This window comes from Pseudomonas hunanensis (genome assembly GCF_013393325.1).
Lineage (GTDB): Bacteria > Pseudomonadota > Gammaproteobacteria > Pseudomonadales > Pseudomonadaceae > Aquipseudomonas > Aquipseudomonas putida_P.
Genome location: NZ_QJRC01000095.1, coordinates 22,590 through 47,484 on the forward strand (window position 1 = coordinate 22,590; position 24,895 = coordinate 47,484).

The following is a 24,895-nucleotide window of genomic DNA, read 5'->3' on the forward strand; positions in this document are numbered from 1 at the left end:
CAACGTTATGGTGGAAGTGAAGGGCGCTCGTAAAGCCTACGGTGCACTTGAAGTGCTCAAGGGTATCGACCTGTCGGTGTCGCGTGGGCAGATTGTCGCCATCATTGGCCCCAGCGGCTCGGGTAAAAGTACCTTGCTGCGCTCGATCAATCATCTCGAAGTGCTTAATGGTGGTGAGGTCTGGCTTGACGGCGATCAGGTCAACCGGCCCTTGAAAGGCCGCGCCTTCGAACAGCATATCAACCGGGTGCGCCAACAGATGGGCATGGTGTTCCAGCACTTCAACCTGTTCCCGCACCTTACCGTCTGTGAAAACATCGCGATAGGGCCTGTGAAGTTGAAAGGCTACTCGAAAAGTGCGGCCAGGGCGTTAGCCCTGGAGTACTTGCAGAAGGTCGGGTTGGCTAACAAGATCGACGAGTACCCATCACGTTTGTCTGGGGGGCAAAAACAGCGTGTTGCCATCGCCCGTGCGCTGGCCATGCAACCCAAGGTCATGTTGTTCGATGAGGCGACCTCGGCGCTGGACCCCGAGCTTGTGGAGGAAGTGAACCTGGTCATGAAGCAACTGGCGGCCGAACACATGACCATGCTGATCGTCACCCACGAGATGCGTTTCGCGGGGGAGGTGGCCGATCAGATTGTGTTCATGGATGGCGGGGTGGTCGTGGAGCAGGGTACTCCGAGTAAAATCCTGAGCAACCCAGTTCAGGACCGCACCCGGGCTTTTCTGAAAAAGCATCTGCATGACCGCTAGTTCACCGGAAAAATGAGTCGAAGCCTCCTATTTTTTAAGTTGTCGCTTCCAGATACCTAGGGGATGTGCAGAAGCAAACCCCGCGTTTGGCCAATAAGCCGGCATACCAAATCCTGATCAGTAATGGTTCCACCACGCATCGCACAATTCACTAACGCCAACCAGGCGGCCCAGGCGGCGGACGTGGCCGCGGCCATATGGCGGCGGACACGCTGTGCAACGCAATGACCAACCTGGCGAAGATCTCCGATGTGGCAACCAAGAAGACCCGGTGAGCTTTGCCTTCAACGCAGCCATAAAGGCGTACCAAGTGTCGCGCAAGCTGGAGTCGGTGCTAGCCATCGAGATCCTGCGCGTGCCAGTGGCCAATGAAGACCGCGCGTTCTACGCCGATATCGTTGCGGTGACTGAGCAACTACGCGAGGGCGAAGTGCTCGCAGTCATTGATCGCGTGCTTGCCAATCTGTGATTGCGTACCGGCCCGGTGGATATACCGGGCCGGCTCCGGAGTTTGTTGAGCGATCAAATCACCTGTGGCGAACCCTCAAATACACGATTTAACATAATATGCATTATGAGTAACTTCATATTTCAGTGCCGTACCGTGGACGGCCAGATGTTAAGCCAGCACAAGCTCCTCACTCATTCAAACCGTTGGCTTAATTGATCCAGGTTAAGGTTGGCTCACATTGCCTTGAGTAAAATGCGGGCTCCGCACCCTCACGGGGAATCTGGCATGACCATCATCGTAACCGGCGCCGCGGGATTCATCGGCAGCAATCTCGTTCAGGCACTCAACCAACGCAACGAGACCAATATCATTGCCGTCGACGATCTGACCGATGGCGACAAGTTCAGCAACCTGGCCGACAGTGAAATTGCCGATTACCTGGACAAGGACGATTTTCTCGACCGGTTCGGTCGCGGCCAGTTTGGCAAGGTGCGCGCCGTTCTGCACCAGGGTGCGTGTTCAAGCACCGTCGAAGGCGACGGTCGTTTCATGATGGACAACAACTACCGGTTCAGCCGTGAGTTGCTGACGTCTGCACAGCACCAGGAAATCCCGCTGCTATATGCATCATCGGCCGCCGTATACGGCGCAGGACGCATCTTTAGCGAACAGCGTGAGTGTGAACGCCCGCTGAACGTCTATGGCTATTCCAAGTTTCTGTTCGATCAACAGGTGCGCCGGCAACTGACGGCGGCTCGCAGCCAGGTCGTAGGCTTGCGTTATTTCAATGTCTACGGGCCCCATGAGCAGCATAAAGGCCCGATGGCCTCAGTGGCCTTGCACTGCTTCAATCAGTACCAGGCTCGCGGAAAAGTCAGCTTGTTCGGTAGCTATGGGGGCTTCCCCAGCGGTGGCCATCTGCGGGATTTCGTCTCTGTTGAGGATGTGGTCAAGGTCAATATGTTCTTCCTTGAGCGACCACAACTCAGTGGCATATTCAATGTTGGCAGTGGTCGTGCCCAGCCATTCAACGACGTTGCTCTGGCTGTGATCAATCGGCTGCGCGAACGGCAAGACCTACCCCCTTTGTCGCTTGATATGGCCTTGCTTGAGGGGGTACTGGAGTACAGCGAATTTCCTGATCATTTGCGTGGCAAATACCAGTGCTACACCTGTGCCGACCTGGAGCGCTTGCGCGCTGCTGGTTACAAGGCGCCTACATTGACAGTCCAGCAAGGCGTGGCCCGCTACTGTGACTGGTTGCAGGGTAACCAAAGCCCGCCGCCCGCTCCTTTCAAGCAAGCGGCGGCAGCTTGATGTTGCGTATTTGTGTGGTTGGCAGATGCTTTTACCTGCTTTGGTGCAATTTATTGGTGAATTATTGACGATAACTACACTAAATAGTCATTTAGCGTAGTTATATAAAAGGTCAGGTTAATGCCTGCACTTTTTCTTCAGGCCAACCCACCAAAACGCTTGTAGAAGCTCTCGTTCACATCCGGCAATGGTCCGTCTGCGGTTTCCAGCGCAGCGTTCAACCATTCCTCTGCCTTGGCAAACACCAGCCGATAGAGATTGCGGCACAGTTGTCGCGCAGCCCTTCCTTCCCAATCTCCTGGCAGCAGCTCGTCCGGTAGTTGCGGGTCGCGCAGCAGCAGGCGGCGGTACTCGTGTATCAGCAGTGTGCGCGCAAGGAAGCAATCTTGCGCATCCAGCAGTTGTTGCTCTTTCAAACCTTGCCACAGCGGCCTGAACAGGTGGATGAACTCGCTGTACTGCTCCCCCAGCTCCTCGATACGCCAGCTTTCTCGCACTTGAGCGCGCATGGCCTTGGACGCGAGAACCTCCTGGGTGTGGGTTTCGAAGACGATGCTGTCGTCACTGGCTTCAAGGTCGCGCAACGTGGCAGCCAGGTCGGCACGGTCAGCCCTTGGGCAGCCCAGCAGGTTCGGGGCCATGACGCCGAACCCCTGCCATTCCAACTCTTCACGCAACGCCTTGCGCTTGCCAGCCTCGAGTTGTGACAGCAACACCAGCGTCCAGGCGCCGTCCCAAGCGGGTTGGCTCTGGCTGTAGACGCGTTTGAAGGCTTTTTCGAAACGTCGGCGGCCAGTGCCCGTCAAGCTGTAGTAACTGCGCCGGCCAACCTTTTCAGCGGTAAGCCAACCTTCTTTGGTCAGGCGAAAGATCGATGTGCGGATCAGCCGTTCATTGATGCCGATCGGCTCCAGCAGATTGATCAGGCTACCTAGCCAGACTGTCCCGCCGTGGGGCTCGATGGCATCGCCGTACAACGTGATGATCAGAGAGCTGGCGCGAATCGGCGTCTGCTCCTGAAAGCGGGTAATCAAATTGTTCAGTGGGGCAAGATTGCTCATGGGCGAACTGTGCGCGGAGAAAGCACCGACTATACCTGTGCGGCGGGCCGCCTGGCCATGGCGTGTCACTGCCAGGTTCATGCGCTTGCCTGGCCCTTGGGCCTGACACCGGAGTCTTCCATGCGTGGGCGCCCCGGTTCTGCCTCGGCCAGCGGCGGGCATTCGACCATGCTGTTCATGCAACGCTGCGCCAGATGCTGGTACTGCGCGGTGCCGCGCTGCTTCCAGGCCAGCTCCTGATCGGTCAATGGGCGCTTGACCTGAGCCGGCGAACCCATCACCAGGCTCTGCACGGCACATTCGAAGCCAGCCTTGACGAACGCTGTGGCCGCAACGATGCAGCGTGGCGCTACGTGGGCGCCATCCATCACCACCGCGTTCATGCCGATCAAGGCGTCCTCACCCACGCGACATCCGTGCAGCACGGCACCATGGCCGACGTGCCCATTGCGCTCCACTACGGTGTCACCGCCTGGGAAGCCATGCATCACGCAGGTGTCCTGAAGGTTGGCGCCCTCCTCTAGCACGATGCGGCCAAAATCGCCCCTCAGCGACGCCAGAGGGCCTATGTAGCAACGAGGGCCAACGATGACGTCACCGATCAGGACCGCGCTGGGGTGCACGTAGGCTGTGGGGTGAACCACGGGCGTCAGGCCGTCCAGTCGATAGCAAGGCATGGCAAAGCTCCTGAAATGATTTGAAATGCCATTCGATCTTGTATCACAAGACATTTCGTCGTCAACCGGGTAGATCGTGTATCGCTTCAGTCAGGCCAAGTAAGCTGAAAGAAAGTGGCAAATCGTCTGCCTAAATGCCTTGATCAAACGTTTCATCAAGAATTTATAAGGTCGATGATGCTGGCAAAAAATACAACAAAGGGATACGAGATGCATTTTTGAATGTTGCATTTATGTATCGCGAAATGCATATACTGGCCGCACCTGGTCGTGATCCCGCATCACGCCCCTGCAAACAATTCCAAGAAATGCCGGCCCCACGATGTGCCGTGCGTGCAGCCAGAGGAACCCGACATGCCGCGATATCTCGCTGTGCAGGCGCCCGAACACGGCGTTCAGCTCATTACCTTGCAACGGCCCGAGGCCTTGAATGCCCTGTGCACCGAGCTACTGGCAGAACTGGCTGCTGCGTTACAGGCAGCCGCTGGCGACGAACAGATCGGCGCTGTTGTGATTACCGGCAGCGCCAAGGCATTCGCTGCAGGTGCCGACATCCGGGAAATGGCCGAGCGCGACCTGGTCGGCATACTCAATGATCCGCGCGTAGCCCACTGGCAAAGCATCGCTGCATTCACCAAGCCACTGATTGCCGCTGTCAATGGTTACGCCTTGGGTGGCGGTTGCGAACTGGTGATGTGCGCCGACATCGTCATCGCTGGCACCGATGCCCGCTTCGGCCAGCCAGAAATCAACCTCGGCATCATTCCCGGTGCCGGCGGCACCCAGCGCCTGTTGCGTGCCGTCGGTAAGCCGCTGGCCATGCAGATGGTTCTGACCGGTGAAGCAATCACCGCTCGCCACGCCCAGCAGGCGGGCCTTGTCAGCGAAATTTCCCAGCCCGAACTTACCGTCGAGCGCGCCATGCAGGTCGCCCGCAGCATCGCTGCCAAGGCGCCGCTTGCCGTGCGCCTGGCCAAGGAGGCGCTACTGAAGGCCGGTGATACCGACCTGGCCAGCGGCCTGCGCTTCGAACGCCATGCGTTCACCTTGCTGGCCGGTACCGCCGACCGGGACGAAGGCATCCGGGCCTTTCAGGAAAAGCGCCAGGCTCGTTTCCAGGGCCGCTAAACATCATTCCCTCGACTGACGGAGCGAGTTGTCATGACTTTCCAGCACATCCTGTTTTCCATCGAGGACGGCGTTGCCCTCCTTTCATTGAACCGCCCCGAGCAACTGAACAGCTTTAACACCGCCATGCACATGGAGGTGCGCGAAGCACTCAAGCAAGTACGCCAGAGCAGTGAAGCGCGGGTGCTGTTGCTGACGGCTGAAGGCCGGGGCTTCTGCGCCGGCCAGGACCTGTCCGACCGCAACGTTGCCCCCGGCGCCGAAATACCGGACCTGGGCGAGTCGATCGACAAGTTCTACAACCCGCTGGTGCGCACCCTGCGCGACCTGCCGCTGCCAGTGATCTGTGCGGTCAACGGCGTGGCTGCCGGCGCTGGCGCAAATATCCCGCTGGCCTGCGATCTGGTGCTGGCCGCCCGCTCCGCCAGCTTCATCCAGGCCTTCTGCAAGATCGGCCTGGTGCCGGACTCTGGCGGCACCTGGCTGCTGCCGCGCCTGGTTGGCATGGCGCGGGCCAAGGCCCTGGCCATGCTGGGTGAGCGCCTTGGCGCCGAGCAGGCCCAGCAATGGGGGCTGATCCACCGGGTGGTGGATGATGCCGCACTGCGAGACGAAGCCCTCGCCCTCGCCCGCCAGCTTGCCACCCAGCCCACCTACGGCCTGGCGCTGATCAAGCGCAGCCTCAATGCCAGTTTCGATAATGGGTTTGACGAGCAGCTGGAGCTGGAGCGCGACCTGCAGCGCCTGGCCGGGCGCAGCGAGGACTACCGCGAAGGCGTGAGTGCCTTCATGAACAAGCGCACGCCAGTTTTCAAGGGGCGCTGAACATGAGCGCACTCGCAAGCAATGTGCAGGTGGCGGTGATCGGTGCCGGTGCCATGGGCGCCGGTATCGCCCAGGTGGCGGCCCAGGCCGGCCACCCAGTGAAGCTCTATGACAACCGCCCGGGGGCAGCTGCCCAGGCAGTGGCGGGTATTGATCGGCAGCTGGCCCGGCAAGTGGAAAAGGGCAAGCTGCAGGCCGCTGAACGGGAAGCGATCAGCGCCCGTCTGTGCCCGGTCGATACGCTCGAAGCTCTGGCCGATGCCGGCCTGGTGATTGAAGCCATCGTCGAAAACCTGCAGGTGAAACAGGCGCTGTTCAGTCAGCTCGAAACCCTGTGCGGCGCCGACTGCATTCTTGCCAGCAACACGTCGTCGCTGTCCATCACCAGCCTTGCTGCCGGTCTTGAGCGCCCGCAGCACGTGGTCGGCATGCACTTCTTCAACCCTGCTCCATTGATGGCGCTGGTCGAAGTGGTGTCTGGCCTGGCAACCGCCCCGACAGTTGCCGCATGCATCTATGCCACTGCCCAGGCCTGGGGCAAACAGCCGGTGCACACGCGCTCTACACCGGGGTTTATCGTCAACCGTGTGGCGCGGCCGTTTTATGCCGAAAGCCTGCGCCTGTTGCAAGAAGGTGCCGCCGATTGCGCCAGCCTCGATGCGCTGCTGCGCGAGGCCGGGGGCTTCCGCATGGGGGCGTTCGAACTCACCGACCTGATCGGCCACGACGTCAATTACGCTGTCACTTGCTCGGTTTTCGATGCGTTCTATGGTGATTTCCGCTTCCAGCCATCACTGGTGCAGAAAGAACTGGTGGACGCCGGTCGCCTGGGGCGCAAGACCGGCCAGGGCTTCTATAGCTATGCCGAGGGCGCCGAACGCCCCCAGCCTGCCGAACTGCACAGCCTCGCCATTGCAGGTGCCTGCGTTGTCGAGGGCTGCCTGGGCGTGATGCAACCGCTGGCCGAACGCCTGCGCCAAAGCGGCATTGCCCTGACCCAGCGCGCCGGCAGCGGCCTGATCCAGGTGGGCGATGCCACCCTGGCCCTGTCCGACGGCCGTTTGGCCAGCCAACGCGCCCGTGAAGACGGCCTGCGCAACCTGGTGCTGCTCGACCTCGCGCTGGACTACGGCAGCGCCACGCGTATCGCCATTAGCTGGTCGGCCGATACCAGCGAAAGTGCCCGCGACCAAGCCGTTGCCCTGCTGCAGCGCGCAGGCCTTAAAGTGACCGGCGTCGCCGACCTGCCAGGCCTGGTGGTACTGCGCACCGTCGCGATGCTCGCCAACGAAGCCGCCGATGCCGTGTTGCAGGGTGTCGGCAGCGCTGCCGACATCGACCTGGCCATGCGCGCCGGCGTCAATTACCCCTGCGGCCCTCTGGCCTGGGCCGCGAACATCGGTATTGGCCACACCCTGCGCGTACTGGACAACCTGCAACGCAGCTATGGCGAGAGTCGCTACCGCCCTTCCCTGCTGTTGCGCCGCTGCGAAGCCAAAGGAGGCACCCTGCATGACTGAAGTGGAACTGGCACAAGCCTGTGCCGACGCCATGTACGCCCGCGACCAGGCCACTCAGGGCCTGGGCATCAGCCTGTTGGATGCCGGGCCGGGCCGGGCCAGCCTGCGCATGCCGGTACGTGCCGACATGATTCAGGGCCATGGCACCTGTCATGGTGGCTTCCTGTTCGCCTTGGCCGATTCGGCGTTTGCCTTCGCCTGCAACAGCTACGACCAAGCCACCGTGGCGCTGGGCTGCAGCATCGACTACCTGGCCCCGGCATTGCGCGATGACGTGCTCACCGCTCACGCCAGCGAAGTCAGCCGCAAAGGCCGTACCGGCCTGTACGACGTGCGCATCGACAACCAGCGCGGTGAGCTGGTGGCGATGTTCCATGGCAAATCCTACAAAGTGCGCGGCACCGTGCTGGCGCAGGAGACGCAAGATGACTGAACCGACCCTCGCCGATGCCTTGATCATCGACGCCGTGCGCACCCCCATTGGCCGCTATGCCGGCGCCTTGAGCAGCGTTCGCACCGACGACCTCGCGGCCGTCCCGCTCAAGGCGTTGATCCAGCGCCACCCCGAACTGGACTGGAAGGCCGTTGATGACGTGATCCTCGGGTGCGCCAACCAGGCAGGCGAAGACAACCGCAACGTGGCCCACATGGCCAGCCTGCTGGCCGGGCTACCGCTCGAAGTGCCGGGGACTACCATCAACCGCCTGTGCGGTTCTGGCCTGGATGCCATTGGCAATGCGGCCCGCGCCCTGCGCTGTGGTGAGGCCGGGCTGATGCTGGCTGGCGGCGTGGAGTCGATGTCGCGTGCGCCGTTTGTAATGGGTAAGTCGGAACAGGCATTCGGCCGCACGGCGGAACTGTTCGACACCACCATCGGCTGGCGTTTCGTCAACCCACGGATGAAGGCCGCCTACGGTACCGATTCGATGCCGGAAACTGCCGAGAACGTGGCTGAGCAGTTTGGTATTTCCCGCGCCGACCAGGATGTTTTCGCCCTGCGCAGCCAGCACAAGGCTGCCGCAGCGCAGGCCCGAGGTCGCCTGGCCCGGGAAATCGTGCCGGTCGAGATTGCGCAGCGCAAAGGCCCGGCCAAAGTGGTCGAGCATGACGAGCACCCACGCGGCGACACGACGCTGGAGCAGTTGGCCAAGCTGGGTACTCCATTCCGAGAGGGGGGGAGCGTAACCGCCGGCAATGCCTCAGGGGTCAATGACGGCGCCTGCGCCCTGCTACTGGCCAGCAGCGACGCTGCCCGCCTGCATGGTCTGAAAGCGCGCGGTCGCATCCTCGGCATGGCCGTGGCCGGGGTTGAGCCGCGGCTGATGGGCATCGGCCCGGTGCCGGCAACCCGCAAGGTACTTGAAATGACTGGGTTGTCGCTGGCTGACCTGGATGTCATCGAGCTCAACGAGGCCTTCGCCGCACAAGGTCTGGCCGTGTTGCGCGAGCTAGGCCTCACCGACGACGACGCGCGGGTCAACCGCAACGGTGGCGCGATTGCCCTGGGCCATCCGCTGGGCATGAGCGGTGCGCGGCTGGTGACCACGGCGCTGCACGAGCTGGAAGAGACGGGCGGTCGTTACGCCTTGTGCACCATGTGCATCGGCGTTGGCCAGGGCATTGCCATGGTCATCGAGCGCCTCTGAGCGGTTCACACCATCCGCCTGTTACCGAACTGAACGCAGCCGTATATGCTGCCTCCATGACACTCACCGCGCGGCCTGCAACCGCAGGCGCGCGGCGTACAAGAACAATTCGAGTGAAGCCATGAATATGTACCATGATGCCGATCGTGCCCTGCTGGACCCGATGGAAACCGCCAGCGTCGACGCCCTGCGCCAGCATCAGCTGGAGCGTTTGCGCTGGAGCCTGAAGCACGCCTATGACAACGTGCCGCTGTACCGTCAGCGCTTTGCCGAGTGCGGCGCCCACCCCGATGACCTCAAGTGCCTTGAAGATCTGGCGAAGTTCCCCTTTACCGGCAAGAACGACCTGCGCGACAACTACCCCTACGGCATGTTCGCAGTGCCGCAGGAAGACGTGGTGCGCTTGCATGCCTCCAGTGGCACCACCGGCAAGCCGACGGTGGTCGGCTACACCCAGAACGACATCGACACCTGGGCCAATGTGGTCGCCCGCTCGATCCGTGCCGGTGGCGGGCGCAAAGGCGACAAGGTACATGTTTCCTACGGCTATGGCCTGTTCACCGGTGGGCTTGGTGCACACTACGGCGCCGAGCGCCTGGGCTGTACAGTCATCCCCATGTCCGGCGGCCAGACCGAGAAGCAGGTGCAGCTGATTCGCGACTTCCAGCCCGATATCATCATGGTCACCCCATCCTACATGCTCAACCTGGCCGACGAGATCGAGCGCCAGGGCATCGACCCGCACGACCTCAAGCTGCGCCTGGGCATTTTCGGTGCCGAGCCCTGGACCGATGAACTGCGCCGCTCGATCGAGCAGCGTCTGGGTATCAACGCCCTCGATATCTATGGCTTGTCGGAGATCATGGGCCCAGGGGTGGCGATGGAATGCATCGAGACCAAGGACGGCCCGACCATCTGGGAAGACCACTTCTACCCCGAAATCATCGACCCAGTCACCGGCGAAGTGTTGCCGGACGGCCAGCTGGGCGAGCTGGTGTTTACCTCACTGAGCAAGGAAGCGCTGCCGATGGTGCGCTACCGCACCCGTGACCTTACCCGTCTGCTGCCCGGCACCGCCCGGCCCATGCGCAGAATCGGCAAGATCACCGGCCGCAGTGACGACATGCTGATCATTCGCGGGGTCAACGTGTTCCCCACGCAGATCGAGGAGCAGGTATTAAAAATAAAACAGCTTTCAGAGCTTTATGAGATTCATCTGTATCGCAATGGCAACCTGGACAGTGTCGAGGTGCATGTGGAGTTGCGTGCGGAGTGCCAGCACCTCGATGAAGGCCAGCGCAAGCTGGTTATCGGGGAACTGAGCAAACAGATCAAGACCTACATCGGCATCAGCACCCAGGTGCACCTGCAACCCTGCGGCACGCTTAAGCGCTCAGAAGGCAAGGCGTGCCACGTGTTCGACAAACGGTTGGCCAGCTGAGTCATTCGGCTGCCTTTTCGGCCCCGGCATGGTCCGGGGCTTTTTTTTGCCTGTTGGAGCGGCCTTGCGTCGCGATTGGCCTGCAAGGCAGCCCCCGTCGGTGGGCAATGTGATACACAAATCTTATTCGATACACATAAAATAGTTTGACGTTATGTTTTGTATCGCTTAAAAATGACTCATGCCTCAGCAGGAGTCTGAACTCATGTACGCACAGCTAGTGGAAACCGGAGTCAAGCGCGTCAAATCGCTGGAAGAAATGTCCCCCGAGGAGCGCAACTTCCAGGAAAAGATCGACGCCGAAATCAAGATCGAAGCCAAGAACTGGATGCCCGAGGCCTACCGCCAAACCCTCATCCGGCAGATCTCCCAGCACGCCCACTCGGAAATCGTCGGCATGCTGCCCGAAGGCAACTGGGTCACCCGCGCCCCCAGCCTCAAGCGCAAGCTGCAGTTGATGGCCAAGATCCAGGACGAAGCCGGCCACGGCCTGTACCTGTACAGCGCCATGGAAACCCTGGGTGCCGACCGCGACGAAGAAGTGGCCAAGCTGCACAGCGGCAAGGCCAAGTATTCAAGCATCTTCAACTACCCCACCCTCAGCTGGGCCGACATGGGCGCAGTGGGCTGGCTGGTAGATGGCGCGGCCATCGTCAACCAGGTGGTGCTGCAACGCACCTCCTACGGCCCCTACTCCCGCGCCATGATCCGTATCTGCAAGGAAGAGAGCTTCCACCAGCGCCAGGGCTACGAAATGCTCCTGACCATGATGCGTCATGGCACCCAGGCCCAGAAGGACATGGTCCAGGACGCCATCAACCGCCTGTGGTGGCCAGCGCTGATGATGTTCGGCCCCAGCGACGAGCACTCGCCCAACAGCGCCCAGTCGATGGCCTGGAAGATCAAGCGCCAGACCAACGACGAGCTGCGCCAGCGTTTCATCGACCAGACCGTGCCACAGCTCGAGCTACTTGGCTGCACTGCCCCGGACCCTGAGCTGAAGTGGAACGCCGAACGCGGCCATTACGACTTCGGCGAAATCCAGTGGGACGAATTCTACGAAGTGATCAAGGGCAATGGCCCGTGCAACCTGGAACGTGTCGCCACTCGGCGCAACGCCATCGAGAGCGGTGCCTGGGTACGCGAGGCCGCCGTGGCCTACGCGCGCAAGCAACAGAACAAGAACGCCGCCTGAGCGGCGATTGATGCGGAGATCGAAAATGTCTGTCTGGACCCTCTACGAAGTGTTCGTGCGCAGCAAGCACGGCCTTAACCACAAGCATGTCGGCAGCGTGCACGCTGCCGATGCCGCCATGGCCATCGAGAACGCCCGCGAGCTGTACACCCGCCGCAGCGAAGGCGTGAGCCTGTGGGTGGTGCCTTCGGCGCTGATCACCGCCTCCTCCCCCGACGAGAAAGACCCGCTGTTCGCCCCCTCGGACGATAAGGTCTATCGCCATGCCAGCTTCTACGAGCTGCCCGACGAAGTCGGACACATGTGAGGTTGGCCATGCATAAAGAAGCCCTTGTTCCTTACCTGCTGCTGCTCGGCGACAGTGCCCTGGTGCAGGGCCAGCGCCTTTGCGAATGGTGTGGCCGTGCGCCTGCCATCGAAGAAGAGCTGGCCTTGATGAACGTCGGCCTCGACCTGGTCGGGCAGGCGCGCAACTGGCTGGAGTATGCCGCCGAGCTGCTCGATGACGGCCGTGATGCCGATGCCCTGGCTTTGCGCCGTGACGAGCGCGCCTACTGCAACCTGCTGCTGGTCGAGCAACCCAACGGCGACTTTGCCGTGACCATGACCAAGCAGTTTCTCTACGACGCCTGGCACTTCGCCGTGCTTCAGGGGCTGGTCGAGTCCAGCGATGCGCGTGTCGCCGGCATCGCCGCCAAGGCCCTGAAGGAAGTCACCTACCACTTGCGCCGCTCCAGCGAGTGGGTACAACGCCTGGGTGATGGCACCGAAGAAAGCCGCCAGCGCATGCTCGCCGCTATCCCGTCACTGTGGCGTTTCACTGTCGAACTCACGACCGGCAGCGACAACGAAGTGCATTTGGCCGAAGCCGGTATCGGCGCCAACCCTGCCGCTGTCGGTGCCGCCTGGCTCCAACAGGTCACAACGACCTTCACTTCGGTCGAGCTGCCGCTGCCCAAGGCCGCCAGCCACTTCTACCTGGATGGCCGCAAAGGGCTGCACACCGAGCACTTGGGCCTGCTGCTGGCCGAGATGCAGTTCCTGCCAAGGGCCTACCCCGATGCAACCTGGTGAGCTGATTGCCGGCGACCGCGGTGCGCGGGCGCTGCAAGGGGGCGACCTGGCACGCGCCTGGGCGGTATTGGGCCAGGTCATGGACCCGGAAGTCCCGGTGGTCAGCGTGGTCGACCTGGGGATCGTGCGCGACCTCGACTGGCGGGCCGGCCACCTGCACCTGGTGGTCACCCCGACCTACTCCGGTTGCCCGGCCACCGAGGTGATCGAGGGTGATATCCGCCAGGCGCTGGAACAGGCCGGTTTCGCCGCACCAGCGCTTGAGCGCCGGCTGACCCCGGCCTGGAGCACTGACTGGATCAGCGAGCTGGGCCGCGAGCGCCTGCGTGCTTATGGCATCGCACCGCCGCAAGGCAGCGCCAGCAAACGCAGCCTGCTTGGCGAAGCGCCTCAGGTGTGCTGCCCGCAATGCGGCAGCACCCATACCGAATTGCTCAGCCAGTTCGGTTCCACGGCCTGCAAGGCGCTTTACCGCTGCCGCGAGTGCCTGGAGCCGTTCGACTATTTCAAATGCATTTGAGCCGTGGAGAACGCCATGAGCCAGTTTCACAGCCTGACCATCAAGCAAGTGCGCAACGAGACCCGTGATGCGGTGTCGATCGCCTTCGATGTACCCGAGCACCTGCAGGACCAATTCCGCTTCACCCAGGGCCAGTACCTGGTCATGCGTACCCAGCTGGATAACGAAGAAGTCCGCCGCTCCTACTCCATCTGCAGCGCGGTGCAGGACGGCGAGCTGCGTGTGGCCGTCAAACGTGTGCCAGGCGGGCGTTTTTCCGCGTTTGCAAACGAAGTGCTCAAGGCCGGCCAGCAGCTGGAAGTGATGCCGCCATCGGGCAGCTTCTTCGTGCCGCTGGACCCGACTCGCCAGGGCAATTACCTGGGAGTGGCGGCCGGCAGTGGCATTACGCCGATTCTGTCGATCATTGCCACGACCCTGGCCAGCGAGCCGAACAGCCGCTTCACCTTGCTGTATGGCAACCGTTCCAGCTCGGGCGCGCTGTTTCGCGACAAGCTCGAAGACCTGAAAAACACCTACCTCGACCGCCTGAACCTGATTTTCGTGTTCAGCCGCGAACAACAGGACGTTGACCTGTACAACGGCCGCATCGACGCCGACAAGTGCGGCCAGCTGTTCTCGCGCTGGCTGGACGTGCCCGGCCTGGACGCCGCATTCATCTGCGGCCCGCAGGCAATGACCGAAACGGTGCGTGACAGCTTGCAAGCCAACGGCCTGGAAAAACAGCGTATCCATTTCGAGCTGTTCGCCGCTGCCGGCAACGAAGCCCGACGCGAGGCCCGCGAAGCTGCGCGCCAGGTGGACGCGGCGCTCAGCCATATCACCGTGATCAGCGACGGCCGCGCGCTGACCTTCGACCTGCCGCGCAACACCCAGAACGTGCTGGACGCCGGCAACGCCATCGGCGCCGAGCTGCCCTACTCGTGCAAGGCCGGCGTGTGCTCCACCTGCAAGTGCCGAGTGATCGAGGGCGAAGTGGAAATGGACAGCAACCATGCCCTTGAAGACTACGAAGTGGCGGCCGGGTACGTGCTGTCGTGCCAGACCTACCCGGTGAGCGACAAGGTGGTGCTCGATTTCGACCAGCTTTGACACCGCGTCGCCTGTTTCGCGGGCGCGCCCGCTCCCACAGGGATCGCACAAAGGCGAAGAGCAACGCCTTACCTGTGGGAGCGGGCAAGCCCGCGAAGAGGCCATCAGCAACACCGCCACACCCGCGTGACCTCAACAAAACAATTACAACACCCAGAGATCGCAACCCATGACACCCGAACGCATAGAAAGCATCGCCAACCACCCCGACTTCCAGCACCTGGTGCGGCGCAAGCGCCGTCTCAATGGCAGCCTGACCCTGGCCATGCTGGTGATCTACTACGGCTTCGTCCTGCTGGTGGCGTTCTCGCCCAGCACATTGGGCCAGTCCCTCAGCGGCGGCGTGACCACTGTCGGCATGCTGGTGGGCGTGCTGATGGTGCTGCTGTCCTTCGCCCTTACCGGCATCTATGTGCACCGCGCCAACAACGTGCTCGACCCGCTCAACGACAAGGTCAAGCAGGAGTGCGCACAATGAACTGGACCGCCATTTCGATGTTCATGGTGTTCGTCTGCTTCACGCTGATGGTCACCCGCTGGGCTGCCATGCGCACCCGCTCAGCCAGCGACTTCTACACCGCTGGCGGGGGGCTGACCGGTATGCAGAACGGCCTGGCGATCGCCGGTGACATGATCAGCGCCGCGTCGTTCCTGGGTATTTCCGCGATGATGTTCATGAACGGCTACGACGGCCTGCTGTATGCCCTGGGCGTACTGGCCGGTTGGCCGATCATCCTGTTCCTGATTGCAGAGCGCCTGCGCAACCTGGGCAAGTACACTTTCGCCGACGTGGTCAGCTACCGCCTGGCGCAAACCCCGGTGCGCCTGACCTCGGCCTTTGGCACCCTGGTGGTGGCGTTGATGTACCTGGTGGCGCAGATGGTCGGCGCCGGCAAGCTGATCGAGCTGCTGTTCGGCATCAGCTACCTGTACGCCGTGATGCTGGTCGGTGTGCTGATGGTCGCCTATGTCACCTTCGGCGGCATGCTTGCCACCACCTGGGTGCAGATCATCAAGGCCGTAATGCTGCTGTCGGGCACCAGCTTCATGGCCTTCATGGTGCTCAAGCACTTTGGTTTCAGCACCGAAGCGATGTTTGCCAGCGCCGTGGCCGTGCATGCCAAGGGCCAGGCGATCATGGCCCCGGGCGGCTTGTTGTCAAACCCAGTGGACGCGATTTCTCTCGGTTTAGGCATGATGTTCGGCACCGCCGGCCTGCCGCATATTCTGATGCGCTTCTTCACCGTCAGTGATGCCAAGGAAGCACGCAAGAGCGTGTTCTACGCCACTGGCTTCATCGGTTACTTCTACCTGCTGCTGATCATTGTCGGCTTTGGCGCCATCGTGATGGTTGGCACCGAGCCGTCCTACCGCGATGCCACCGGCGCCATCATCGGCGGCGGCAACATGGTCGCCGTGCACTTGGCCCAGGCCGTGGGTGGCAACCTGTTCCTCGGCTTCATCTCTGCCGTGGCTTTCGCCACCATCCTGGCCGTGGTCGCCGGCCTGGCGCTGTCCGGGGCATCGGCGGTCTCCCACGATCTGTATGCCTGCGTGATGCGCAAAGGCAAGGCGACCGAGCAAGAGGAAATGCGCGTGTCGCGTGTTGCCACGCTGGTCATCGGCCTGCTTGCGGTGATCCTCGGCCTGATGTTCGAGTCGCAGAACATCGCCTTCCTCTCCGGCCTGGTGCTGGCGGTAGCCGCCTCGGTCAACTTCCCGGTGCTGCTGCTCTCGATGTTCTGGAAAGGCCTGACCACCCGCGGTGCGGTGTGCGGCAGCATGGCCGGCCTGGTCTCGGCGGTGCTGTTGGTCGTGCTGGGCCCAGCAGTGTGGGTCAACGTGTTGCACAACGAGACGGCGCTGTTCCCCTACAGCAACCCGGCACTGTTCTCCATGAGCCTGGCCTTCCTCAGTGCCTGGGTGTTCTCGGTTACCGACAGCTCCGAACGTGCCGTCGAGGAACGTGGCCGCTACCTGGGCCAGTTCATCCGCTCCATGACCGGCATCGGCGCTGCCGGCGCCAGCAAGCACTGATTTCAAGGACGAACAACCATGTCGGGTAAAACAACAACAATGAACCGCACGCACTTCATGTCAGCCGCCTGGCTGGCCACCCTCGCCCTGCCAATGCCGGCGCTGGCGGACTTCATCGGCGACAGCCATGCACGCCTGGAGCTGCGCAACCACTACATCAACCGCGACTTCCGCCAAAGCAATGCGCCCCAGGCCAAGGCCGAGGAATGGGGCCAGGGCTTCACCGCCAAGCTGGAGTCGGGCTTCACCGAAGGCCCCGTCGGCTTTGGCGTCGACGCCATGGGCCAGTTGGGCATCAAGCTCGACTCCAGCCGGGACCGTCGCAACACCGGCCTGTTGCCCTTCGGCCCGAACAGCCATGAACCCGTCGACGACTACAGTGAGTTGGGCCTGACCGGCAAGGTGCGGGTGTCCAAAAGCACCCTGCGCCTGGGCACCTTGCAGCCGATTCTGCCGGTGGTGGTGTACAACGACACCCGACTGCTGGCATCCACCTTCCAGGGTGGCCTGCTGACCAGCCAGGACCTCGAAGGCCTTACTTTCAATGCCGGCCGCCTGACCAAGGCCAACCTGCGCGATTCCTCGGGCCGCGATGACATCGGCTACGGCGCCGCGACCAGCGACCACCTGGACTTTGGTGGTGGTAGCTACGCCATCACCCCGCAAACCAGCGTCAGCTACTACTACGCCAAGCTTGAGGACATCTATCGCCAGCAGTTCGTCGGCCTGATCGATACCCGCCCATTGAGTGAAGGGGTGAGCCTGCGCAGCGACCTGCGCTATTTCGACAGCCGCAATGATGGCGCCGAGCGTGCCGGCAACATCGATAACCGCAACTTCAACGCCATGTTCACCCTGGGTGTACGGGCGCACAAGTTCACCGCCACCTGGCAGCAGATGTCCGGTGACAGCGCCTTCCCGTTCGTCAACGGTGGCGACCCGTTCACCGTCAACCTGGTCACCTACAACACCTTCACCCGGGCCGGGCTGGACTCGTGGCAAGTGCGCTACGACTACGATTTCGTTGCCATGGGTATCCCTGGCCTGAGCTTCATGTCCCGTTACACCGACGGCCGCCATGCGCAAACCGCCACCGTCAGCAATGGCCGCGAGCGCGAGCGCGATACCGACATCACCTATGTCATCCAGAGCGGCCCGTTCAAAGACGTCAGCCTGCGCTGGCGCAACGTCACCTTCCGCTCCGGCAATGGCCTGACCAACGCCGTGGACGAGAACCGCCTGATCATCGGTTACACCCTGGCGCTGTGGTAACAGCGCCCCCCTCACATTTGAACAGCATGGAGAACAGCATGTCTGCCGCCCCTACTCTGCAAAGTTTCATCGCCGGCCGTTGGCTCGGCCAGCACGGCGCCCAGGCCCTGCGCAGCGCCCTTGACGGCCACGTGCTGGCCTACAGCCATGAAGAGCGCCCGGACTTCGCCGAAGCTGTGGATTACGCGCGAGCGCGGGGCCTGGCTTCGCTGATGGGCATGGACTTCCAGCAGCGCGCCCAACGCCTCAAAGCCCTGGCCCTGTATTTGGCCGAACGCAAGGAGCAGCTCTACGCGCTGTCCCACCACAGCGGTGCAACCCGTGCCGACAGCTGGATCGACATCGAAGGCGGCAACGCCACGCTGTTTTCCTATGCCGGCATCGGCAGCCGCGAGCTTCCATCAGGCAACCTGGTGCACGAAGGCCCAGCCATCCCGTTGGGCAAGCAAGGCCACTTCTCCGGCAGCCATATTCTGGTGCCGCGTGCAGGCGTTGCGGTGCACATCAACGCGTTCAACTTCCCCATCTGGGGCATGCTGGAAAAATTCGCCCCGACCTTCCTGGCCGGCATGCCATGCATCGTCAAGCCAGCGACCTCGACCAGTTACCTGACCGAGGCTGTGGTGCGCCTGATGAATGCCTCCGGCCTGCTGCCCGAAGGCAGTCTGCAACTGGTGATCGGCAGTACCGGCGACCTGCTCGACCGCCTGCAAGGCCAGGACGTGGTGACCTTCACCGGTTCCGCCGACACGGCCGCCAAATTGCGTGTCACGCCGAATCTAGTACGCAATTCGGTACCGTTCACAGCTGAAGCCGACTCGCTGAACTGCGCCATTCTTGGCCCGGACGTTACCCCGGACAGCGAAGAGTTCGACCTTTACATCAAGGAGGTGGTGCGTGAAATGACCACCAAGGCCGGGCAGAAATGCACCGCCATCCGCCGCGCCATCGTGCCGGCCAAGCATATCGATGCGGTCGCCACGCGCCTGCGCGAGCGGTTGAGCAAAGTCGTGGTCGGTGACCCGTCGGTGGAAGGCGTGCGCATGGGCGCCTTGGCCTCCCACGATCAGCAGCATGACGTGGCCGAGCGCGTGCGCAGCCTGCTGCAAAGCTGTGACCAATTGTTCGGCGCCAGCGACGGCTTTGCCCCGCGTGGCGAGGGCGTGGCCGAGGGCGCCTTCTTCGCCCCGACTCTGCTGCAAGCCCGCGACCCGCATGCCGAAGGTGGCGCCCACGATATCGAAGCGTTCGGCCCGGTCAGCACGCTAATGGCCTATGACGACCTCGACGAGGCCTTGGCGCTGGCGGCGCGTGGCAAAGGCAGCCTGGTGGCGACCCTGGTTACCGCCGACCGCAGCGTGGCTGCCAAGGCAATCCCGGCGGCGGCTGCCTGGCATGGCCGCCTGCTGGTTCTCGACAGCGAGGCCGCCAAGGAATCCACCGGCCACGGCTCGCCACTGCCGCAACTCAAGCACGGCGGCCCGGGCCGGGCCGGTGGTGGTGAAGAGCTGGGTGGCCTGCGGGCGGTCAAGCACTACCTGCAGCGCGCCGCCATACAAGGTTCGCCGAGCATGCTCACGGCGGTCACCGGCGAATACGTGCGTGGTGGCGAAGTGATCGAAACCGAAGTGCACCCGTTCCGCCGCTACTTCGAGCAACTGCGCATCGGCGAGTCGCTGCTCACCCATCGGCGCACTGTGACGGAAGCTGACCTGGTCAATTTCGGCTGCCTGTCGGGCGACCATTTCTACATGCACTTCGACGAAATCGCTGCGAAGGAATCGCAGTTCGGTAAACGCATCGCCCACGGCTACTTCGTGCTGTCGGCGGCGGCCGGGTTATTCGTGTCGCCCGGTGCCGGGCCGGTGCTGGCCAACTATGGGCTGGATACCTTGCGCTTCATCAACCCGGTGGGCATTGGCGATACCATCCAGGCGCGCCTGACCTGCAAGCGCAAGATCGACCAAGGCAAGACCAGCCCGCTGGGGCAGCCGCAGGGTGTGGTGGCGTGGGATATCGAGGTGACCAACCAGCTGGGTGAGCTGGTGGCCAGCTATGACATCCTGACATTGGTGCTGAAAAAGCCACAATGACCCGTTGAAGCTATTGGCCTCTTCGCGAGTCAGCCGCGCAGAGGCCAATTACCCTGTCGCCGCCGGGTCTCCCGCCGATTGGTTTGGCTTGCTTCCCGAAACCCGCCAGCTCACGGCGGTAATCCCATAGCGTTCGGCCATGGGCCGGCTGACCTTTTTGATCTTTTCGCGACCAAACTTGGGAATGATGCCGATGCCCGCATCGCAACTTGCCCAATGCCAGGCTTCGGCATTGTCCAGCCGCTCCAGACGAATGATGAAACTGCGCGGCTGGCCATGCAGTTGGTAATCGATGATGTACAGCTGTGGGCCTGGCATCGCTGGGGCCTCCTCTTCTCCATGGATGACACCCTGATTGATCAGGCCATGGCCAGAAAATTCAAAATTTCGGCGAACAATTGGCATCATCTGCGAGCGCTGTCACTCATTGGCTACGGCTCCCGCCGTGGCTGTTCTGCCCACCCTTGCGGCCTGCTTCCGAAGCCCGTTGGCGATCGTTGGCGAAGTTACCGCCAGAGGCCTTGCCGCCCTTTTGGCCAGCGCGCGAAGCCCGTTCCCGGTCATTGGCGAAGTTGCCTGGGTTGGTTTCCTTGGTGCCGCCGCGCTGGCGGGTTCGCTCTTGGTCTTGCGCCATGTCGTTTCTCCTTGCGATGGGTTCGCTGGTCGCATGAATCTTTGCCATGCCTAGCTTCCGAGCCTCTGAATGATGAGTCTGCTCAATGGTTTTGCCGGCAGCTGACCAATGGCACGAAACTCAGGCATGCACACTCCACTGAACGGCCTCCACCCCGATCGGCATTTCGTCAATGGCATCAATCAGCCCGTTCTCCATCGCCTCGCGTGGCCCTAGAATCCGCGGATAGGCCATCAGGTAGCGTGGCACATCCAGCACCTCGGCTGCCCCCTCGGTCCGCTCGGTGACGATCTGCGCATAGAGCCGCAGATCGTAATCCAGGCTCATCGCATACTCGGCCATCCGTGAATGGTCCACCGAACCATGCAAAGTCCAGTGAAACGGATGGAACAGGAACTTGCTGAAACTGCACGCCGTGCGCCGTTCTCCGGCCAGGAACAGGATATTGCCCATGGATTCCACGGTGCCCAGGTTGTGGGTATGCACCTCCACTGGCAACGCCCGCAGAAAATTGTACAAAGTGAACCCATAGCTGCATTCGCCGCCCATGGTGGCGATGTTCAGTTGCAACACCTCGGCCCCCTGCTGCAACGCCCGCGAACAGGTACTGATCAGGTTGCCACAGGTCGAGGAATTGATCGGCCCGGTAAAGTGGATGATATGTCTGGCCATGCTTGCCTCCAGGGTTGGCAGGTCATTCCTTGGTGTTCTGCGCATCGTTGCCCTGCCCGGCCATTTGTCGGTACTGCTTGCGCAGGGCGTGCAGCTCGGCGGGGTCCATATCCTCCAGGTCCAGCAGCGCCTTGTGTGCCCGGCGCGTGGTGCGCAGCAGTTCGTCGATCTTGATGTGCAGTTCGTCGTTGTCGCGGTTCTGGGTGTTCTGGATCAGGAACACCATCAGGAAGGTGATGATGGTGGTCGAGGTGTTGATCACCAGTTGCCAGGTGTCATTGAAGTGAAACAGCGGCCCGGTCACTGCCCAGGTCAAGATCAGCAGGCAGGCGATGCCAAAGCTCAGCGGGCGTCCGGCCCAATTGGCCAGCCAGTGGGCGAAGCGGTCGAATTTCATGCTGGCACCCTTCCACGAAGCGGATAACCGGTGGAAACGTCAGCCGCTCTAAAGTTCAACCCGACATCAGCACTTCCCATTGGTCACGTGCGCTGAACCCAGCGGGGGCTCCACCAGTCGCACATTCAGAGCAACTGAATGGAAGGCGCCTTGTGGACAAGACCCTGCCCGCCCCAAACCGTAGCATCGACACAGTCACCACGGTGCGCCGGCTCAATGTGCTGACGCTTAACGTGCACAAGGGCTTCACCTTCTTCAACCGGCGCTTCATCCTGCCCGAGTTGCGCGAGGCGGTGCGCGCCACCGGCGCTGACCTGGTGTTCTTGCAGGAAGTGCACGGCAGCCACCAGCAACATGCTCAGCGCCATGCGGCCTGGCCAGAAACGCCGCAATACGAGTTTCTCGCCGACAGCATGTGGCCGCAGTTCGCCTATGGGCGCAATGCCGTGTACCCGCATGGCGACCACGGCAACGCGTTGCTGTCGAAATTCCCCATCAGCCACTTCAACAACCTGGATGTTTCAGTGCAGGGCAACGAACAGCGCGGCTTGCTGCATTGCCAGCTGGAAGTGCCGGGCCATGACCAGGTGCATGCGGTGTGCGTACACCTGGGCCTGCGTGAGGCCCACCGGCAGCGCCAGGTCACGCTGATGCTGGACCTGTTGGCCAGCCTGCCGCCCCAAGCGCCGGTGATCGTCGCCGGCGATTTCAACGATTGGCGGCTTAAGGCCGACGCCGTGCTCTGCGAGCACCTGATAGAGGCCTTCGGCAAGCCAGCGCGCAGTTTCCCCGCGCGCCTGCCGTTGTTACGCCTGGACCGCATCTACTTGCGCAACGCCGTGCCCGGTGCTGCCCAGGTGCTGTCGAAATACCCGTGGTCGCACCTCTCCGACCACGTCCCACTGGCTGCGGAGATCAACCTGTGAACCGACCTTGGGTAGACGGCAACAGCGTGCAGTTGCTGATCAATGGCGAGCAGTACTACCCCCGCGTGTTCGAGGCCATGGCCCAGGCGCGAGAAGAAATCCTGCTGGAAACGTTCATCATCTTCGACGACAAGGTTGGCCAGCAACTGCAGCAGGTGCTGATCGATGCGGCCCGGCGCGGCGTGCGTGTGGAAGTGGCGGTAGACGGCTACGGCACCGCCGACCTGCCAGGCGCGTTCATTTCGGCGATGACCGATGTGGGCGTGAGCTTCCACGCGTTCGACCCGCAGCCGCGGCTAGTGGGCATGCGTACCAACCTGTTCCGGCGCCTGCACCGCAAGATCGTGGTGGTCGATGGTGAGCGGGCCTTCATCGGAGGCATCAACTACAGCGCCGACCACCTGGGCGACTTTGGTGCCATGGCCAAGCAGGACTATGCCGTGGAAGTCACCGGCCCGGTGGTTGCACAGGTACATGCCGCCAGCAAGCGCCTGATGTCGCCAGTGCTGCAGCCACCCAGCGCGGTTCGCCCGGTTACCGAGCCTGCCGGGGCCAGCAGCGCCGTGCTGGTCGAGCGCGACAACGGGCTGCGCAGTACCGATATCGAAGCCCACTACCTTCAGGCTTTTCGGGGGGCCAAGCAGCGCATCGTGGTCGCCAATGCGTATTTCTTCCCAGGCTACCGGCTGATGCGTGAGCTGCGCAATGCAGCCCGGCGTGGCGTGGAAGTGCGTTTGATTTTGCAGGGCCAACCCGACATGCGCTGGGTCCGCGCACTCTCACGCCTGCTGTACAACTACCTGCTGCGCGACGGCGTGGTGATTAACGAATACTGCCAGCGGCCGCTGCATGGCAAGGTGGCGCTGGTGGACGACCAGTGGGCCACCGTCGGTTCCAGCAACCTCGACCCACTGAGCCTGTCATTCAACCTGGAGGCCAATCTGTTCATCCGTGACCGAGCCTTCAACCAGCAACTGAATCAGCACCTGCAGGCCCTGGCCAACGAACACTGCAAGCCAGTCACCCTGGAGCGCATGATTCGCGGTTACTGGTGGCGGGCACCGCTGATTTTCGTATGTTTCCACGTGATTCGCCATTTTCCGCGCATTGCCGGCTGGTTCCCGGCGCACCGTCAGCGGTTGCGCTCGGTGCAGCCGGAAGCCGAGCCGCAAGGCGACTTGCACGAGGGCAGCACCTGATGGCGCGCAAAGGCTGGCAAAGCTGGGGCAAACGCTTGTTCACGCTGGCGTTCCTGGTCCTCATCCCTGTGTTGCTGTACCTGCTGGCGCGCAACCTGGACTGGAACGAAGTGCGCCAGTCCTTGCTGGCCTACAAACCTGGTGCCCTCGTCATAGGCTTGGCGATTGCGCTGTGCAGCTACCTCACGTTCGCCAGCTACGACCTGCTGGCACGGGCTTACACCGGCCACCACTTGCCTGCCCGGCAGGTAGTGCCCATCGCGTTCGTGTGCTACGCCTTCAACCTCAATTTCACCACCTGGGTGGGCGGCGTCGCCTTGCGTTACCGGCTATACGGGCGCCTTGGCCTGGACACGGCGACGATCACACGCATTCTAACCCTGGGCCTGCTGACCAACTGGATGGGCTACATGCTACTGGGCGGCACAGTATTTGCTTTGGACCTGGTCGAGCTGCCCAGTAACTGGGCGGTGGGCGCTACAAGCTTGCGCCTGATCGGCCTGCTGCTGTTGGCGATCGCCGGCGGTTATCTGCTGGCCTGTGGTTTTGCCAAAAAGCGCACCTGGTGCTGGCGCGATCACGAAGTGACGCTACCGTCGCTGCGCCTGGCGTTGAGCCAGGTGGCGCTGGGCGCCAGCAACTGGGCACTGATGGCGCTGCTGATCTTCTGGCTTTTGCCGGGCAACGCGTTTTACCCCTCGATACTCGGCATTCTGCTGATCAGCTGCGTGGCTGGTGTGGTCGCGCATATCCCGGCCGGGCTGGGCGTGCTGGAGGCAGTGTTTCTGGCTCTGCTACACGGGCAGATGGCCCAGGGCACGCTGGTGGCTGCCCTGCTGGGCTATCGCACGCTGTACTACTTGATCCCGCTGCTGCTGGCGGTGATCTGCTACCTGATCCTGGAAAAGCGCGCCAAAGCCATGCGCCAGGACGACACACCCGCCCAAACCTGACACTGGCT

Annotated in this window: 27 protein-coding genes; 21 read left to right on the top strand and 6 right to left on the bottom strand. The window is 62.2% G+C overall.

From position 1 onward, the window contains the following. Positions 1-7: 7 nt before the first annotated feature. From DM807_RS16795 to rfaD, 3 genes are all read left to right on the top strand, one after another. Positions 8-757, top strand: coding sequence for an amino acid ABC transporter ATP-binding protein (locus DM807_RS16795; protein WP_179027856.1), 750 nt, complete (start codon positions 8-10; stop codon positions 755-757). Positions 758-1,028: 271 nt separating this feature from the next. Further along, the gene (locus tag DM807_RS16800) at positions 1,029-1,226 is read left to right on the top strand and encodes a hypothetical protein (RefSeq protein WP_069942638.1); all 198 of its coding nucleotides are present in this window, start codon (positions 1,029-1,031) and stop codon (positions 1,224-1,226) included. A gap of 267 nt (positions 1,227-1,493) precedes the next feature. Beyond that, positions 1,494-2,525 (top strand): ADP-glyceromanno-heptose 6-epimerase, encoded by a 1,032-nt coding sequence (gene rfaD, locus DM807_RS16805; RefSeq protein ID WP_179027857.1) that lies wholly within the window; start codon positions 1,494-1,496, stop codon positions 2,523-2,525. Positions 2,526-2,662: 137 nt separating this feature from the next. Here rfaD and paaX read toward each other — a convergent pair whose 3' ends face one another. Further along, a complete protein-coding gene (paaX, locus tag DM807_RS16810) occupies positions 2,663-3,586 on the bottom strand; it encodes a phenylacetic acid degradation operon negative regulatory protein PaaX (RefSeq protein WP_179027579.1) in 924 nt (307 codons plus the stop codon). Between the two features lie 77 nt (positions 3,587-3,663). After that, on the bottom strand, positions 3,664-4,263 hold the full coding sequence (gene paaY / locus DM807_RS16815; protein ID WP_012272251.1) for a phenylacetic acid degradation protein PaaY: 600 nt from the start codon (positions 4,261-4,263) through the stop codon (positions 3,664-3,666). A 354-nt stretch (positions 4,264-4,617) separates the two neighbouring features. On the opposite strand from paaY, the gene paaF reads away from it, so the two are divergent. The 15 genes from paaF to paaZ all read left to right on the top strand — a co-directional run bounded on the left by paaF (position 4,618) and on the right by paaZ (position 20,106). Then, positions 4,618-5,391: a 2,3-dehydroadipyl-CoA hydratase PaaF gene (paaF, locus tag DM807_RS16820; RefSeq protein WP_060515272.1), complete on the top strand. Its 774-nt coding sequence runs from the start codon at positions 4,618-4,620 to the stop codon at positions 5,389-5,391. Between the two features lie 33 nt (positions 5,392-5,424). Continuing rightward, a complete protein-coding gene (paaG, locus tag DM807_RS16825) occupies positions 5,425-6,216 on the top strand; it encodes a 2-(1,2-epoxy-1,2-dihydrophenyl)acetyl-CoA isomerase PaaG (protein WP_012272253.1) in 792 nt (263 codons plus the stop codon). A gap of 2 nt (positions 6,217-6,218) precedes the next feature. Continuing rightward, positions 6,219-7,736: a 3-hydroxyacyl-CoA dehydrogenase PaaH gene (gene paaH / locus DM807_RS16830; RefSeq protein ID WP_179027580.1), complete on the top strand. Its 1,518-nt coding sequence runs from the start codon at positions 6,219-6,221 to the stop codon at positions 7,734-7,736. Further along, on the top strand, positions 7,729-8,169 hold the full coding sequence (gene paaI / locus DM807_RS16835; RefSeq protein ID WP_012272255.1) for a hydroxyphenylacetyl-CoA thioesterase PaaI: 441 nt from the start codon (positions 7,729-7,731) through the stop codon (positions 8,167-8,169). The genes paaH and paaI overlap by 8 nt, the downstream gene beginning before the upstream one ends. Beyond that, complete coding sequence (gene pcaF, locus DM807_RS16840; RefSeq protein ID WP_012272256.1) at positions 8,162-9,382, top strand: 3-oxoadipyl-CoA thiolase; 1,221 nt, start codon at positions 8,162-8,164, stop codon at positions 9,380-9,382. Before paaI ends, pcaF begins: the two co-directional genes overlap by 8 nt. A gap of 121 nt (positions 9,383-9,503) precedes the next feature. Next, the gene (paaK, locus tag DM807_RS16845; RefSeq protein WP_012272257.1) at positions 9,504-10,823 is read left to right on the top strand and encodes a phenylacetate--CoA ligase PaaK; all 1,320 of its coding nucleotides are present in this window, start codon (positions 9,504-9,506) and stop codon (positions 10,821-10,823) included. Between the two features lie 205 nt (positions 10,824-11,028). Continuing rightward, the gene (paaA, locus tag DM807_RS16850; protein WP_060492378.1) at positions 11,029-12,018 is read left to right on the top strand and encodes a 1,2-phenylacetyl-CoA epoxidase subunit PaaA; all 990 of its coding nucleotides are present in this window, start codon (positions 11,029-11,031) and stop codon (positions 12,016-12,018) included. 25 nt (positions 12,019-12,043) lie between these two features. Beyond that, entirely contained in the window at positions 12,044-12,325 is a 282-nt protein-coding gene (gene paaB / locus DM807_RS16855) for a 1,2-phenylacetyl-CoA epoxidase subunit PaaB (protein ID WP_004374528.1), read from the top strand. Positions 12,326-12,333: 8 nt separating this feature from the next. Continuing rightward, the gene (gene paaC, locus DM807_RS16860) at positions 12,334-13,092 is read left to right on the top strand and encodes a 1,2-phenylacetyl-CoA epoxidase subunit PaaC (RefSeq protein WP_179027581.1); all 759 of its coding nucleotides are present in this window, start codon (positions 12,334-12,336) and stop codon (positions 13,090-13,092) included. Further along, a complete protein-coding gene (gene paaD / locus DM807_RS16865; protein ID WP_012272260.1) occupies positions 13,079-13,612 on the top strand; it encodes a 1,2-phenylacetyl-CoA epoxidase subunit PaaD in 534 nt (177 codons plus the stop codon). Before paaC ends, paaD begins: the two co-directional genes overlap by 14 nt. Before the next feature lie 15 nt (positions 13,613-13,627). Further along, on the top strand, positions 13,628-14,704 hold the full coding sequence (paaE, locus tag DM807_RS16870; protein ID WP_012272261.1) for a 1,2-phenylacetyl-CoA epoxidase subunit PaaE: 1,077 nt from the start codon (positions 13,628-13,630) through the stop codon (positions 14,702-14,704). 169 nt (positions 14,705-14,873) lie between these two features. Next, on the top strand, positions 14,874-15,182 hold the full coding sequence (locus tag DM807_RS27580; RefSeq protein WP_012272262.1) for a DUF485 domain-containing protein: 309 nt from the start codon (positions 14,874-14,876) through the stop codon (positions 15,180-15,182). Further along, positions 15,179-16,741, top strand: a complete 1,563-nt coding sequence (locus DM807_RS16875; RefSeq protein WP_244965051.1) for a cation acetate symporter — start codon at positions 15,179-15,181, stop codon at positions 16,739-16,741. Before DM807_RS27580 ends, DM807_RS16875 begins: the two co-directional genes overlap by 4 nt. Before the next feature lie 39 nt (positions 16,742-16,780). Further along, complete coding sequence (locus DM807_RS16880) at positions 16,781-18,013, top strand: OprD family porin (RefSeq protein ID WP_179027582.1); 1,233 nt, start codon at positions 16,781-16,783, stop codon at positions 18,011-18,013. A gap of 38 nt (positions 18,014-18,051) precedes the next feature. Continuing rightward, complete coding sequence (gene paaZ / locus DM807_RS16885; RefSeq protein WP_179027583.1) at positions 18,052-20,106, top strand: phenylacetic acid degradation bifunctional protein PaaZ; 2,055 nt, start codon at positions 18,052-18,054, stop codon at positions 20,104-20,106. A 48-nt stretch (positions 20,107-20,154) separates the two neighbouring features. Here paaZ and DM807_RS16890 read toward each other — a convergent pair whose 3' ends face one another. From DM807_RS16890 to DM807_RS16905, 4 genes are all read right to left on the bottom strand, one after another. Then, a complete protein-coding gene (locus tag DM807_RS16890; protein ID WP_012272266.1) occupies positions 20,155-20,424 on the bottom strand; it encodes a DUF6555 family protein in 270 nt (89 codons plus the stop codon). Positions 20,425-20,530: 106 nt separating this feature from the next. Further along, the gene (locus DM807_RS16895) at positions 20,531-20,740 is read right to left on the bottom strand and encodes a con-10 family general stress protein (protein WP_012272267.1); all 210 of its coding nucleotides are present in this window, start codon (positions 20,738-20,740) and stop codon (positions 20,531-20,533) included. Between the two features lie 120 nt (positions 20,741-20,860). Beyond that, positions 20,861-21,412, bottom strand: a complete 552-nt coding sequence (locus DM807_RS16900) for an ATP-dependent Clp protease proteolytic subunit (protein ID WP_012272268.1) — start codon at positions 21,410-21,412, stop codon at positions 20,861-20,863. A 22-nt stretch (positions 21,413-21,434) separates the two neighbouring features. Next, complete coding sequence (locus DM807_RS16905; RefSeq protein ID WP_012272269.1) at positions 21,435-21,809, bottom strand: low affinity iron permease family protein; 375 nt, start codon at positions 21,807-21,809, stop codon at positions 21,435-21,437. A gap of 152 nt (positions 21,810-21,961) precedes the next feature. Between DM807_RS16905 and DM807_RS16910 the strand changes: the two genes are divergently transcribed. Genes DM807_RS16910 through DM807_RS16920 form a run of 3 tightly spaced genes read left to right on the top strand, consistent with a single transcriptional unit; the run spans position 21,962 to position 24,887 of the window. Continuing rightward, positions 21,962-22,735: an endonuclease/exonuclease/phosphatase family protein gene (locus DM807_RS16910; RefSeq protein WP_012272270.1), complete on the top strand. Its 774-nt coding sequence runs from the start codon at positions 21,962-21,964 to the stop codon at positions 22,733-22,735. After that, positions 22,732-23,934, top strand: coding sequence for a cardiolipin synthase ClsB (gene clsB / locus DM807_RS16915; protein ID WP_060492373.1), 1,203 nt, complete (start codon positions 22,732-22,734; stop codon positions 23,932-23,934). The genes DM807_RS16910 and clsB overlap by 4 nt, the downstream gene beginning before the upstream one ends. Further along, complete coding sequence (locus tag DM807_RS16920; RefSeq protein ID WP_179027584.1) at positions 23,934-24,887, top strand: lysylphosphatidylglycerol synthase domain-containing protein; 954 nt, start codon at positions 23,934-23,936, stop codon at positions 24,885-24,887. The genes clsB and DM807_RS16920 overlap by 1 nt, the downstream gene beginning before the upstream one ends. Positions 24,888-24,895 lie beyond the last annotated feature (8 nt).